Source organism: Halovivax sp. (assembly GCA_007119345.1).
Taxonomy (GTDB): domain Archaea; phylum Halobacteriota; class Halobacteria; order Halobacteriales; family Natrialbaceae; genus Halovivax.
The window spans coordinates 17614-31050 of sequence record SKPV01000206.1; the positions used below are offsets into that span (position 1 = coordinate 17614).

The 13437-nt window shown below is 67.3% G+C and carries 13 protein-coding genes; 7 read left to right on the forward strand and 6 right to left on the reverse strand.

What is annotated here, in order from left to right; genetic code table 11:
* Nucleotides 1-230: 230 nt before the first annotated feature.
* Together QZT59_RS14375 and QZT59_RS14380 are read left to right on the forward strand one after the other, a co-directional pair.
* On the forward strand, nucleotides 231-494 hold the full coding sequence (locus tag QZT59_RS14375) for a hypothetical protein (protein ID WP_290817860.1): 264 nt from the start codon (nucleotides 231-233) through the stop codon (nucleotides 492-494).
* A 354-nt stretch (nucleotides 495-848) separates the two neighbouring features.
* Nucleotides 849-2099 (forward strand): M20 family metallo-hydrolase, encoded by a 1251-nt coding sequence (locus tag QZT59_RS14380; RefSeq protein ID WP_290817861.1) that lies wholly within the window; start codon nucleotides 849-851, stop codon nucleotides 2097-2099.
* Between the two features lie 456 nt (nucleotides 2100-2555).
* On the opposite strand, the gene QZT59_RS14385 is transcribed toward QZT59_RS14380, so the two are convergent.
* The gene (locus QZT59_RS14385; RefSeq protein WP_290817863.1) at nucleotides 2556-3263 is read right to left on the reverse strand and encodes a hypothetical protein; all 708 of its coding nucleotides are present in this window, start codon (nucleotides 3261-3263) and stop codon (nucleotides 2556-2558) included.
* 353 nt (nucleotides 3264-3616) lie between these two features.
* The gene (locus QZT59_RS14390; protein ID WP_290817865.1) at nucleotides 3617-5305 is read right to left on the reverse strand and encodes an aldehyde ferredoxin oxidoreductase C-terminal domain-containing protein; all 1689 of its coding nucleotides are present in this window, start codon (nucleotides 5303-5305) and stop codon (nucleotides 3617-3619) included.
* A gap of 246 nt (nucleotides 5306-5551) precedes the next feature.
* Here QZT59_RS14390 and QZT59_RS14395 point away from each other — a divergent pair, with 246 nt between their 5' ends.
* Nucleotides 5552-6181 (forward strand): metal-dependent hydrolase, encoded by a 630-nt coding sequence (locus tag QZT59_RS14395; RefSeq protein WP_290817868.1) that lies wholly within the window; start codon nucleotides 5552-5554, stop codon nucleotides 6179-6181.
* 46 nt (nucleotides 6182-6227) lie between these two features.
* On the opposite strand, the gene QZT59_RS14400 is transcribed toward QZT59_RS14395, so the two are convergent.
* Together QZT59_RS14400 and QZT59_RS14405 are read right to left on the reverse strand one after the other, a co-directional pair.
* Nucleotides 6228-8192 (reverse strand): long-chain fatty acid--CoA ligase, encoded by a 1965-nt coding sequence (locus tag QZT59_RS14400; protein ID WP_290817871.1) that lies wholly within the window; start codon nucleotides 8190-8192, stop codon nucleotides 6228-6230.
* A 371-nt stretch (nucleotides 8193-8563) separates the two neighbouring features.
* On the reverse strand, nucleotides 8564-9472 hold the full coding sequence (locus QZT59_RS14405) for an MBL fold metallo-hydrolase (protein ID WP_290817874.1): 909 nt from the start codon (nucleotides 9470-9472) through the stop codon (nucleotides 8564-8566).
* 149 nt (nucleotides 9473-9621) lie between these two features.
* Here QZT59_RS14405 and QZT59_RS14410 point away from each other — a divergent pair, with 149 nt between their 5' ends.
* The 4 genes from QZT59_RS14410 to hemB all read left to right on the forward strand — a co-directional run bounded on the left by QZT59_RS14410 (nucleotide 9622) and on the right by hemB (nucleotide 12092).
* A complete protein-coding gene (locus QZT59_RS14410; protein ID WP_290817877.1) occupies nucleotides 9622-9966 on the forward strand; it encodes a hypothetical protein in 345 nt (114 codons plus the stop codon).
* Nucleotides 9967-10095: 129 nt separating this feature from the next.
* Nucleotides 10096-10485, forward strand: a complete 390-nt coding sequence (locus tag QZT59_RS14415; protein WP_290817880.1) for a CrcB family protein — start codon at nucleotides 10096-10098, stop codon at nucleotides 10483-10485.
* A complete protein-coding gene (gene crcB / locus QZT59_RS14420) occupies nucleotides 10482-10874 on the forward strand; it encodes a fluoride efflux transporter CrcB (RefSeq protein ID WP_290817883.1) in 393 nt (130 codons plus the stop codon). The genes QZT59_RS14415 and crcB overlap by 4 nt, the downstream gene beginning before the upstream one ends.
* A 180-nt stretch (nucleotides 10875-11054) precedes the next feature.
* A complete protein-coding gene (gene hemB, locus QZT59_RS14425) occupies nucleotides 11055-12092 on the forward strand; it encodes a porphobilinogen synthase (RefSeq protein ID WP_290817886.1) in 1038 nt (345 codons plus the stop codon).
* 145 nt (nucleotides 12093-12237) lie between these two features.
* On the opposite strand, the gene QZT59_RS14430 is transcribed toward hemB, so the two are convergent.
* Together QZT59_RS14430 and QZT59_RS14435 are read right to left on the reverse strand one after the other, a co-directional pair.
* Nucleotides 12238-12417 (reverse strand): hypothetical protein, encoded by a 180-nt coding sequence (locus QZT59_RS14430; RefSeq protein ID WP_290817888.1) that lies wholly within the window; start codon nucleotides 12415-12417, stop codon nucleotides 12238-12240.
* A gap of 226 nt (nucleotides 12418-12643) precedes the next feature.
* Nucleotides 12644-12997: a hypothetical protein gene (locus QZT59_RS14435; protein ID WP_290817890.1), complete on the reverse strand. Its 354-nt coding sequence runs from the start codon at nucleotides 12995-12997 to the stop codon at nucleotides 12644-12646.
* Nucleotides 12998-13437 lie beyond the last annotated feature (440 nt).

Below are 13437 nucleotides of genomic sequence, written 5' to 3' on the forward strand. Positions count from 1 at the left end.
GGGCGACCGCCGGGGGCATAATGGTCGACCTTTCGGCACCATCGTCCGGATGCGCCGTCGGCTCCACTCCGACGCGCCGTCGAGCCCCTCCGATACGCCGTCGGGTTCCCGCCGCGACGAATCCCGAGGCGAGTCCGGAATCCCGCCCGACCGGTCGTTTACGCCGGATCGAGCCGGGAGCGGGGCCCGTCGACCGGTCGTTTACGTCGGTCCGGCCCGAAAGGACCGTCATGAGCGACGCGCTGTTGGTCCTGATCGTCGGCATCCCGGTGTTCGTCCAGGTCCTGCTCGCCGCCTTCACCTACTACGACGCCACCGACGTCGGCATAGAGTCGCCGCGTCGGTGGACGGCCATCGTCGGACTGATCCCGATCTACGGGATCATCGTCTACATCCTCAGGCGCAGCGAACTGTCGTACGACCCCGAGAGCGATCCGTACCGGGAGCGAGAGTACGACATCCACCCCTCTCGCCGGGACGACGACGACCCCTGAACCGAGCGGGATCGGTTCGCGTTCCCGCGCTGGCGTCTCGAGTCGACGTCCCCGGGAGGGTTTCGAGTCGAGTTGACGTCCCCGGGAGGGTGCCGAGGGGCTGTCTCGGGCCCCCGTTTCCGGGGTGCCGCGGGGCTACCGTCTAGAGAGGCCGGGGCGCTTCCGTCTCGGGTCGCCGTTCCCGGGGTTCCGAGGCGCCGCGGGACCGCGGCGGCCGGGATACCGTTTCGCTCCCGGTCCGCACGACGGCCGACGAGCGATGCGTCTCGGTCGATCCGTGATGCGGGCGCACCCCGGCGCACCCACCTCGCCGGGAGCGCAACGCTCAACCCCCGCACCGGTGAATCCGGAGGCATGACCGTCGACCAAGGTCGGCTCCGATCGGACGTCGAGGCCACCGCCGCGTTCGGGGCGATCGACGCCGACGAGGGGCGCGGGCGAACCGTGCTCGCGGGGACCGAGGCGAACCGTCGCGCGCGAGACCGGCTGGTGGACCGACTCGAGGACGCCGGCCTCACGGTCGAGGTGGACGCCGTCGGGAACGTACTCGGGACCTGGACGCCCCCGAACGCCGATCCTGACGCGGCGCCCGTGGTCGCGGGCAGCCACCTGGACTCCGTGCCCGAGGGCGGCATCTTCGACGGGCCGCTGGGCGTCTACGGCGCCCTGGAGGCCGTCCGCGCGCTACAGGAGCGGGAAATCGATCCCGACCGCCCGATCGGCGTCGTCTCGTTCACCGAGGAGGAGGGCACCCGCTTCGGCGGCGGGATGCTCGGCTCCGCGGTCGCGACGGGCCGGCGGACGGCCGAAGACGCCCTGGCGCTCGAGGACGACGAGGGTATCACGCTGCGCGAGGCCCTCGAGGACGTCGGCTATCGGGGCGACGACGACATCGACGCCAGCACCTGGGATGCGTTTCTCGAACTCCACGTCGAGCAGGACACCCGCCTCGAGGCGGCCGGCGTCCCGACGGGCGTCGTGACGACGATCACCGGCATCGCTCACGCGAAGACTCGATTCGTCGGCGAGGCGAACCACGCCGGGACGACGGCCATGGACGAGCGCCGGGACGCCCTCGCGGCGGCGAGCGAGTTCGTCCTCGCGCTCGAGGAGGCGGGCCGGGAGGCCGCCGCAGCCGGGGAGAACACCGCCGTCGCGACCGTCGGGAAGGCGAACGTCACTCCCAACGGGACGAACGTCGTCCCCGGCGGGGTCGAACTAGGCGTCGACGTTCGGGACGTCGACCGCGAGCCGATGGAGCGGATCTTCGAGCGGGCGATCGCGGCGCTCGAGGAGATCGAGGCCGAGCGCGGCGTGGAGACGAGTATGGAACGGGTGCTGGACGTCGATCCGGCGCCGATGAGCGAGCGCTGTCGGGAGGCGCTCCGGGAAGGGGCGAAGGCGGCGGGCGTCGCGTCGACGGAGCTCCACTCCGGCGCCGCTCACGACGCGATGCGCGTCTCCCGAGTCACGGACGCGGGGATGCTCTTTGCACCCTCTCGGGACGGTATCTCTCACAATCCGAAGGAGTGGACCGACTGGGACGATTGTGCCCGAGCGACGCGGGTGCTGGCGGCGGCGCTGGAACGACTGGCGAGGGAGTGAACGGTCGTTTACGCCAGCGTCGGGTTTCGTCCAGTCGAGGCCGGTCGAACGGGAACGTTACGAATCAACGTGTGCTCGAACGATCAGTAGAGATTGAACCTACCCTCGGGAAGCTGTTGTTTCGTTCTCCGGACCAACCGTCATCGTAGCCCCAAGAACGAGGATGATGACGAAATACAGACCGAGGAGGATACATAAGATAGAAAGAGCATGTACCCACCGATCGCTCGAGTCGAGCAGTAAGTAAGTTCCGCCGCCTAACAGAACAAATCCGCCCAAAATCCAACCTACGTGCGGAAATGCATCGCCGATAACTACGAAACAGACTATCGCAACAGGAATGAGCGCGGAGGCAGCCCATCGCTCACGTTTCACACTATTCATTGTTTAATGATTGATAAGGAAAGTGGTTATTTTTTTTTTTTCATTTGCGTTTGAGGGTGTGGACAGAGGAGTTTAGGTGTCTATCGGGTCGTTGTGAGAGTACTCAGTATCCGTGGACCCATCCGCACTTGCATCGAAATCAATCCAGACGTGATTTTCGTTTATACAGCCTTGTACACACATCGCAAACTCCGCGGTTACGAACGCGCTATAGTCCATTTCTCCCACACCACCGCTTTCATCTTGTAATTCGTAATCTCTGGCCTCCCATCCATTGGACTGTCCCAAGGTAGTAATATGCGGATAGTAGCGGCGCTCAAGATCCACGATATTCTGTCCACCTCTCGTCCAGCTTACATCAAGGTGGTACCTCCACACGGTTCTGCTATATTCGAAAGCGGAGTATTGACCCACAATAGAACGCTCTCTCTCGAAATCATAGCCCGAAGCCGGAGAAGAACGTGAGGCGACAGGTTCTTCGACTTTTATAGTCAAGGCTTCCTCCGCGAGCGTTAATTTTTCTGATGGCGACAGACCGTTTGAGAGTTTTAATAATTCGCTTTGTTCATCACTGACAGCCATTTGGTTCGGATCAATGCCAGCCTCCTCGTCTTCTCGAGCCGCATCCCGAAATAGTTTTTTCAACTCTTTAAAACCACGATGGTTGTCACCTTCATCACTTTCCTCAATTGCAGAAGTGTTGCCTACAAGTGCAGCACCGCCGATAGTCATCGCACTTACCCTGTTCAGGACCTTCCGTCGGGTGTGTCGCTCGGACATGATCCACCAGCACACATACCACCCAACACTAAAATATTTTCTATTGATATTTCATACTTAAATTTAATTTTTGAGAGAGGTTCGGAGTGTCATGTCCAGATGTCGCCCAGACAGTATAAGCTATAAGAATTGAAATTAACCAACATCCATTTCTGCTTTGGATGTTAAAATTCAGTAACCTGTCCGAGGGTCGCAAACTCGCCCCGATGTGAAACCTTGTCATTATGAATCGGGAGCTACGGGCCGAAATGTGACTTTGAGGATGTTTTCGCAGGTAAATGATTGTTTTATTATTTGGTGGCGGGTAGAATGGCCAGTTTGAGTGGAAAACGACACCGTTTCGAAACAGATTCCTAATCGTCCGCCGGCGCCGCGTCCGTCCCGTCCTCGACGACCTCGGCGGGCACGGTGCCGTCCTCGTTCCAGCCCCGCACCTCGTAGTACTCCGAGAGCGCTTCCTCGAAGTCCGGCAGTTCGTACGGCAGAACGTCGTCGCCGCGGTCGAACCCGCGCTGGTTGTTGAAGTGGCGTTCCATCGCGACGACGCGGCCGCCGATCTCGAGCAGGTCCTCGTAGTCGGCGTCGAGCAGTTCCTCGATGCGCTCGTCGGTCAGGAAATCACGCGAGAACTTACAGAAGACGGCGCTGTCTTTGATCGCGTTGATGTTCTCGTTCTCGGCGATCTTGGGCGGCTTGCCGTCCAGGCCCTCCTTGTCCATCGCGTCGTCGCCGCCGACCAGCGGGTACTCGTAGGGGTAGAACTCGGCGTACATGTGGTCGGCGCCGCGGTTCGACGTCGCGAACGCCAGGCCCTGGCCGTTGAGCGTGCGGCCGTCGTGGGCGGCGAACTCGAGGCCCTTGACCGACCAGTTCTCGACGCCGAGCTCCTCGTGACAGCGGTCGACGCCCTCCGCTAAGGTGTCGCCGATCCCCTCGCGGTGGGCGATTTTCTCGACCGTCTCGAAGATCAGCTCGGCGTTGCCGAACTCGTCCTCGCTCGCGAGGTAGGCGGCGACGACATCGCCACAGGAGATGGTGTCCATCCCCAGCTGGTCGCAGAGCTCGTTGGCCTGCATCACGTCGACGATGTCGTCGATCCCCGAGTTCGAGCCGAACGCCATGTTGGTCTCGAACTCCGGCCCCTCGGTCTCGATGCCGCGCTCTTCGTCCCGCGTCGGGAGCTTGCAGGCGAACGCGCAGGCCGAACAGGTCCCCTTCTGGTACTTCTTCTCCGCCACGCGATCGCCCGTGATGCCGTCGACGCCCTCGAAGGAGAGCTCCGAGAAGTAGTAGGTCGGCAGGGCGTCGACCGTGTTGGCGTACTCGGTGACCGACGTCGTTCCGGCCTTCTTCATCGGGTGGTCGGCCTGGGCGGCCTCGCGGTGGACGTCCATCTGCAGCGCCGGGACGTCGACCTCGGCCGTCGAGTCGCCGTCGAACGTCATCGCCTTCACGTTCTTCGCGCCCAGCACCGCGCCCAGCCCGCCGCGGCCGAACGCCCGGCTCTCGGAGGTCATGATCGAGGCGAAGCGGACCAGGTTCTCGCCGGCGGGGCCGATCTGCAGGAGGTGGTCCTCGTCCATGTCGTGCTCCGCGTCGGCCCACGCACAGACTTCTTCGGAGGTGGCGCCCTCGAGGTCGGGGACTTCCTCGAACTCGACGCCGTCGTCGGTGACGTGGACGACCACCAGTTCGTCGCTCTCGCCGACGACCTCGACGGCGGCGTAGCCGGTCGCCGTGAAGTTCCGCGAGAGGAAGCCGCCCGCGTTCGACGAGAGGAGCCCGTCGGTCAGCGGCGAGACGCTCGTCGCCGACATCCGGCCGGTGAAGCTCATCGTCGAGAACTGCATCGGGCCGGTGGCGAAGTAGACCCGGTTCTCGGGGCCGAGCGGGTCGACGTCGAACGGAATCCGGTCGTGGGCGAGCTTCGTCCCGACGCCGCGCCCGCCGACGTAGGCCTCGGTCACGTCGTCGATCGATTCCGTCTCGAACGAGCGCTCGTCGAGGTCGATGGTGAGGAGGGGTCCCGGTGCGTGTCGCATGGGCCAGGGTGGCACGCGAACTCGCAAAACGGTACCGGTTTTCGAAACCGCGAGCTGCGGGATAAAACCCCGGCGGGCCGGATCTGCCTGGGGGGCTAACGCGCGTGCGCCCCGATCGAAACGGCCGACTAGCCATCGCGTACCGGGCACTGGGTCCGCCTACTCGTCACGTTCCCTGGCACTACGACCGCCTACTCGCCGGGTACCGCGGCCATAACAACACGCATCGGCCACCCGGTCACGCTCATGTGGCCGTGGGAACACGCGATCGTCGGCTACGTGGCGTACTCGCTCTTCTGTCACCTCTACTATCGGGATTCGCCCGACGGTCCCGAGGCGTTCGCCGTGATCTTCGCCTCCGTGCTTCCCGACCTGATCGACAAGCCCCTCGCCTGGGAGTACGGCGTCTTCGAGAGCGGCTACGCGCTCGGCCACTCGATCTTCGTCGCCGTCCCGCTCTCGATCGCCGTCGGCCTGCTCGCCCGTCGGTGGGGACGGGGCCGGGCCGGACTCGCCTTCGCGGTCGGCTACCTGCTCCACCTGCCGGCGGACGTCCTCGACGGCTACTATCGCGGCGACGTCGTCGAGTTCGGGATCCTCCTCTGGCCGGTCGAACGGGGCGCGACCTACCACGAGGAACCCGGGTTCGCCGACCAGTTCGTCCACTTCCTCGGCCAGTACCGGGCCGAGCTGACCGGCGGCGATCCGTCGACGTACGTCCTCGCCCAGCTCGGGCTGGCCGGCCTGGCCGCCCTCCTCTGGCTCTACGACGGCGCGCCGATCCTCAGGGAGTGCGCGCTGGGCGGTAAGCGCGCCGGCGGCCGTCTGGTCGGCGGCCTCGACCGGCGACTGCGGTCGCTCGGGGAACGCGAGTGAGCGGGCCCGCTTCCGAACGGGCGGCCGGAACCGACGGTGAGTGCGTCTACGCCTCCGCCTCGGCTTCGGTCTCCGCGTACATCTCCTCGATCCGGTCGGCGAACCGATCCGAGATCGTCCGACGCTTCTTCTTCATCGTCGGCGTCAAGAGATCGTTCTCCTCGGTGAACTCCTCGGGGACGAGCCGGAACTTCTTGATCGTCTCGTGGGTCTCGAAGGGGTCGTTGATGCGGTCGACTTCGACCTGGACGTAGTTGCGGACGCGGTCGTCCGCACAGATCGCCTCGGGGTCCTCGGGCAGATCGTAGTCGTTCTCGTCGGCCCAGTCCGCGAGGTGCTCGAAGTTCGGTACCAGGACGGCGGAGACGAACTTGCGGCCGTCGCCGACGACCATCGCCTGCTCGACGACCTGGCTGGCGGCGAAGGCGTCCTCGATCGGCGCGGGCGCGACGTTCTTGCCCGTCGAGAGCACGAGGATCTGCTTGGCGCGCTCGCGGAACTCGAGGTAGCCGTCCGGTCGCAGGTGGACGATGTCGCCGGTGCGGAACCAGCCATCTTCAGTGAAGGCGCGCTCGGTCGCTTCGGGCTTGTTCCAGTACCCCTGGCTCACGTTCGGCCCCTTGACGACCAGCTCGCCCACCTCGCCGGGGTCGTCGGCGAAGGCGTCGTCTGTCACGACGGACTCGTCGATCTCGATCTCCATGTCGACGATCGGCGGACCGATGGTGCCGATCTCCGGCGCCTCCGGCGGGTTCGTCGTCACGACCGGCGAGGTCTCGGTGAGGCCGTAGCCCTCGTAGATCGGCAGCCCCATCGCGTGGTAGAGGTAGCCGAGCTCCTTCGAGAGGCTGCCGCCGCCGCTGATGAGCATCTCGATGTTGCCGCCCAGCGCCTCGCGGACGGTCGAGAACACCAGCTTGTCGGCGATCTTGCGCTTTGCCTCCAGGACGGCGCCGGGGGAGTCCGCCTTCTGGTACTCGACGCCGACGTCGACCGCCCACTCGAAGATCCGCTCTTTGACCGAGGACTCGCTGGCCTGCTCGCGGATCGCGTCGTAGATCTTCTCGTACACGCGCGGGACGGACGTCCCGCCGGTCGGCCCGACCGCCGCGAAGTCCTCCTGGAGGGTGTCCGGACTCTCCGCGTAGGCGACGCACGACCCGCTCCCGAACAGCAGGAAGTGGCCGGCCGTCCGCTCGAAGACGTGGGCCAGCGGCAGGAACGAGACCACGCGCGTCTCCTCGTCGATCGAGGGGACGTCGGGGTCCTTGTCGGGACGGGGCGCGACCCGCTTTCTGACCTGGTTGACGTTCGACCGGAAGTTCCGGTGGGTCAGCTGGACGCCCTTCGGCTTGCCGGTCGTCCCGCTGGTGTATATCAGGCTCGCCAGGTCGTCCAGGTCGGGCTCGTCGATCCACTCCTGGTAGGCGTCGGGGTCGTAGGCGTCGGCGCCGAGTTCGTAGACGTCCGCGAGTTCGTAGACGTCGTCGCGGTCGTCGTACCCCGAGAGTTCGTCGAACGACGCGACGAACTCGAGGTCGAGTTCGTCTTCGACCTCGAGGACGCGTTCGAGCAGCTCCTGGTTCTCGACGACGACCGCCTCGGCGCCGGAGTCGCCCAGCAGGTACTCGACCTTCGACGGCGACGAACCGGGGTAGACGGTCGTGATAACCGCCCCCGCGCTCAGGAGGGCGAAGTCCGTCTGGGCCCACTCCATCCGGGTGGCGGCGAAGATCCCCACCCGGTCGCCCGTCGCGACGCCCAGCTCCCGAAAGCCCGTCGCGAGCTTCTTGACGGCGTCGCGCATCTCGCCGTAGGTGATCGTCGCCCACTCGCCCGCCGCGGGCTCGGGCAACACGTCCGGCGTCAGCGTCCGCTCATAGACGCCGCCCTTGTACATCTGGGCCGGTCGATTCGCGTGGCGCTCGGCGCCGTCCTCGAAGAGGCGACCGAGCGTCGTCTCGCCGATCACGTCGTCCTCGTACTCCCGTTCCGCTTCCCGCCAGCTCATATACGCGTGAATGTGTCCCACGCACGATAAAAGGTGAGGATTTGCGTTACGATTGTTAGGCGTTTATTCGCCCGAAGGCGGCGATGGCGAACCGGTTCGTCCCGAGAACTGACGGATCGTGGCGAGAACGTGACAGATCGTGAGCAAACGGCTCGGCGCTCCGACAACGCCGCTCGCCGGCGTCGGGCCGCTCGCGGTCGTTGGCGTCGGACCGCTCGGGGGCGTCGGCGTCGGACCGCTCGGGGGCGTCGGCGTCCGACCGTGCGCTCGCCGGCGTCGGGCAGCTCGTGGGGCGTCAGCGTCCGACCGTGCATTCGCCGGCCACGCCCTCCGCCTCCGCCGATCTCGCGCCAGCCGACCGTCGGACGACGTCACTCGAGCCCGTCGAGGTAGGCGAACACGCCCCTGACGTTCATCGCGATCTCGCCGCGGGCCTTGCGCTCGCCCCAGACCGCGTCGAGGTCGGTGGTCTCGGCGAAGTGTTCGATCACGGCCTCGTCGTCGCCGATCGCCTCGCGTTTCTCCGCGACGGCCTCGACCCACTCGGTCAGAACGGTCTCGTAGCGTTCCAGCGCGTCGCCGGTCTCGCGGGCGCCGAAGTGGGCGTAACACAGGACGGACGGATCGATCGATTTCAGCATTCCGACGTCCGCCAGGCAGGTCTCGAGGTCGAACTGCGGCGGCGGCGTCGTCGGCCGCACCTCCTCGATCGCGGGCACCCAGAGGCCGGCCCCGTCGGCGACGAAGATCGCGTCGTTCGCCGGATCCTCGAAGACGTGGTGGTGCGGGGCGTGGCCCGGCGCCGAGTGGACCCGCAACTCGTGGGCCCCGAGGTCGATCACGTCGCCGTCCTCGTAGGTCGACAGGCGGTCCTCGGGCACCGGTTTCGGCTCGGCGTAGAACTCCCACTGGTCGCCGACGGCCGCCTTCGTCCCCGCGACGAGTCGGGAGGGGTCGACGAGGTGGTGGCCGCCGCGTTCGGGCGCGTAGACGGTCGCGTTCGGGCAGGCGTCGGCGACGTAACCCGCCCCGCCGGCGTGATCGAGGTGGACGTGGGTGACCGCGATCACCTCGAGTTCGTCTCGGCCGATCCCGACATCGTCGATCGCGTCGAGGATCCGCTCGTGCTCGGCCCCGATCCCCGTATCCACGATCGCCGGTCGCTCGTCGTCGAGCAGGTAGACCGCCCCGTACTCGGCGGCGTCGTACATCCCCGTGTCGAGGCGGTGGAGGTCAGTGCAGTCGCCGACCGTGACTTCGGTGACGTCGCCGATTCCCATACCACCACGGGCGGGGGCGGCGGCCAAAAAGGCTGGCCATCCGGCGGAACGCCCCGCGAAACCGATCGCGCCGGAGCCGACGGGGCGACCGGTCGGCGCCCGGACGACCCGCACATTGATATGTGGTACCAACAAACATTCTCCAACACATGCGCGACGCCGACGGCCGCGACGGGACCGATCCCGACGGCGCGGCCGCCTTCGCCATCGGCGGCGACGGCGGCTGCGATCACGAGCGGACGGTCCGCGTCGGGCAGGACGCGGGGATGAACGCCTACCTCGAGTGCCGCGAATGCGGCGGGGCCGTCTTGGTCGAGAGCGACCTCCCTCCGGAGGCTCGGCGGGAGTCCGGACGCCTGGTGCGGGAATCCGACCCGGATGAGTCCGACCGCGCCGGCCGCGCGACGAATCGATTCACCTCGACCGGCGGCGTGACCGGGCGAGTGAACCGGTGGTACCGCCGCGCCGTCGACGAGCTGACCGGCGGCCGGTGAGTCGATCCCGACCGCCCGAAATTCCGAACCCTCTTGTAGACCTCCCGTGAACGGAATCGCCGACGGTCGAGCGCGACCCCCGGGACGACCGCCGGAGCCGGCCCGGACCGGGACTCGACGGGAACGACCATGGGACTCGACGACCACCTCGCGCGGTTCGAGACGCTCGCGATCGTCGGCGTCGGCGGCTTCGCCGGCGCCAACCTGCGGTTCCTGGCGATCGACGTTGGGGACCCGCTCGCGGGGATCCTGGTCGCGAACGTTCTCGGCAGCCTCCTGCTGGGCTTTCTGATCTACGAGGCCCGCTACACCGGGATCGTCGACCGCACGTCGCGGCTGCTCTTTACCACCGGCTTCCTCTCGTCGCTGACGACCTACAGCGGCTTCGCGTTCTGGACCGCGACCGCGGGCGGGCCGGCGCTCGGGCTCGGCTACGTGGCGGCCAACTACGGCCTCGGCTTCGGGGCCGTGCTCGCGGGGCGGGCGCTGGCGGATCTCGTCCGGGGTGACGACGCGTGATCGACGGACTCCTCCCGGCACTGCTCTCCTCCGAGCCCCAGCCCGCCCACCTGGTCGGAACGGGCGGGGCGATCGGCGCGGTCCTCCGTCACTGGGTCTACCTCTCGGTCGCCGGCGACCGGCTCCCGTGGCCGACGCTGCTCGTGAACGCCGTCGGCAGCTTCGTCTTCGGACTCGTCGTCTTCGCCGGCGCCGAGGAGTCGGTCGTCCAGCTCGTCGGCGTCGGCGTCTGCGGCGCGTTCACCACGTTCTCGACGTTCTCCGTCGAGACCGTCCAGCTGTGGGAGCGCGGCGATCGGCGGGTGGCCGTCGCCAACGCCGGCGGGAACCTCGTCCTGTCGCTGGCGGCGGTCGGGCTGGCGTGGCTGGTCGTGGCGGCCGCGCTCTGACGCGCCGGGTGGGTCGACGCGAGGGCGGTCTATCACGCCAAACGGGTCGACGCGGGGGCGGTCTATCACGCCCGGCGGATCGACGCGGTCGCCCGCGGACGTCGCAGACGAGGGTCGACGGGCCCTCCCGCTCGACGCGGAGCGGACACCTTTTTGCGACCCATCCGCCATACCACGCACATGGACCTCACCCGCCGGCCCCGCCGGCTGCGCCAGGATCGCCTTCGGGGCCTCGTCAGCGAGACGTCGCTCGCGCCGTCGGACCTCGTCGCGCCGATCTTCGTCGACGCGACGGCGGACGAGCGCGTCCCCATCGAGTCGATGCCGGGCCACGAGCGCGTCCCGATCGAGGAGAGCGTGGTGCGCGTCGAGGAGGTGCTCGCGACCGGCGTCGAGGCGGTGATGCTGTTCGGCATTCCGCGATCGAAGGACCCCGAAGGTACGCGCGCGTGGGCCGACGACGGCGTCGTCCAGGAGGCGACCCGGCGGATCGTCGCCGAGACCGACGCCTACGTGCTCACCGACGTCTGTCTCTGCGAGTACACCGACCACGGCCACTGCGGGCCCCTGGAAGAGGAACTGCGCGACGAACTGGCGGCGGCGGACGCGCCGGATGCGGGCGCGTGCGACCGCGACGCCGGTCCCGACCCGACCCTCACCGTCGACAACGACGCCACCCTGAAGGCGCTCGAAACGATCGCCGTCTCCCACGCCGAAGCGGGCGCCGACATGATCGCGCCGAGCGGCATGATCGACGGCATGGTCGCGGCGATCCGCGGAGCGCTGGATCGAGCGGGGTTCGAGCACGTCCCGATCATGTCCTACGCGGCGAAGTACGAGAGCGCCTTCTACGGCCCGTTCCGGGACGCCGCCGACGGGGCTCCGTCGTTCGGCGATCGCCGACACTACCAGATGGATCCCGCCAACGCCCGCGAAGCGATGCGCGAGGTCGCCCTCGACGTCGAGCAGGGGGCGGACGTCCTGATGGTCAAGCCCGCGCTCCCGTACCTCGACGTCGTCTCGGCCGTCCGCCGCGAGTTCGCTCACCCCGTCGCCGCGTACAACGTTTCCGGCGAGTACGCGATGCTCCACGCCGCCGCCGAGAGGGGGTGGCTCGACCTGGAGGACGTCGCGCACGAATCGTTGCTGTCCATCAAGCGCGCGGGCGCGGACCTGATCCTGACGTACTTCGCCGAGGACGTCGCGCGGGTGCTGTGACGGACCCGGCGGTTCGCCCCGCGGGACGGCCCACTGCCGTCGTCCAGACGACCCGACATCGCCAGTCTGCCCTCGCCCGGTAATCCAGGTCGGTCGATCCCAGCAATCGGCCATCGCCGGGTAGTCCGCACCGGGTACCCTGATCTCACTCCTCCCGTGACCCGGTCTGACCCGACGGCGCCGCCGAGATCCGTCGTCGGAGGGGCGAGCGAAGCACCCGTCGCTTTACGAGGACGAAGCCGACCGCCACCAGGACGAAGCCGGCGACCGTGGAACCGTCGAGCCCCTTCGCGAGCGCGAGCCAGCCGACCAGGGCGGCGAACACGGGGATGACGTAGTTTACCAGCGTGAGTTCGACCGAGCCCAGTTCGTCGAGTAGGTGAAAGATAGCAGGTAGCCGAAACAGCCGGCGATCGGTACCAGGTAGAGGAGCGAGAGGACGACCGTCGACGTCCGCTCGACGGCCTGGGGCTCTCGAGGTCCATCGAGAGCGCGCCGGCGACCATCGCCCACCCCTGCAGGGCCACGACCGGCAGGTCGGTTCTGGCCCACTAGACGAGGACGGTTCCGAGAGCGAGGGCGACGGCCGAGGCGAAGACGAGGCCGACGCCGACGGCCCGGCTCGCCGTCAACGTCTCAGGGTTCGGCTCGGCGACGACCGCGGTGCCGAGAAAGCCCAGTCCGAGACCGACGAGTCCGAGGACGGCGAGGCGCGAGAACCCGGCGGCCAGGATCGACACCGCGGCGATGACGACCGTCGCCACGGCGCTCGTGATGTACTGCTGGCCGACGAACCAGAGGACGTTGTGCAACCCGATCACCAGCGCCCCGGCGGCCAGGATGCCCGCCAGATCCGATCGTCGGGGTCGCCACCGACCGCCCGCGAGTATCGCGAACCCGAGCACGAAGACGGCGACCGCGTCGAAGCGCGGCGAACAGCACGGCCGGCGCCTCCTGGACGCCGGCTCTAACGGCGGGAAACGAGGAACCCCAGACGGCACCCAGCAACACGAACCCGACCGCGTTTCGCCGACTCATAGGGTTTCCCGTCCAGTCCGGGACGGCTTACACGCACCCATCGTATTGACACGCCTCAATGCGGTTTTGCGAGGACGGCCGCGGGGCGATCGCACCGACGAGCCGACGGATCGGTCCAGCCGGGACACCCGCAGAGTCTCGACGGTTCGTCGGGATCACCAGATCGATCCCGCGCTCGGTGCTCGCCCGTCGAGACGCTCGATCGCGCCGGGAATCGAACGGCTCACCACGACCCGAGGCGCTCGCGCGTTTCCCGGACCGGGTTTCGCTCGCGTTCGCGTTCGAGGACATCCCGCGAGAGCGGCGC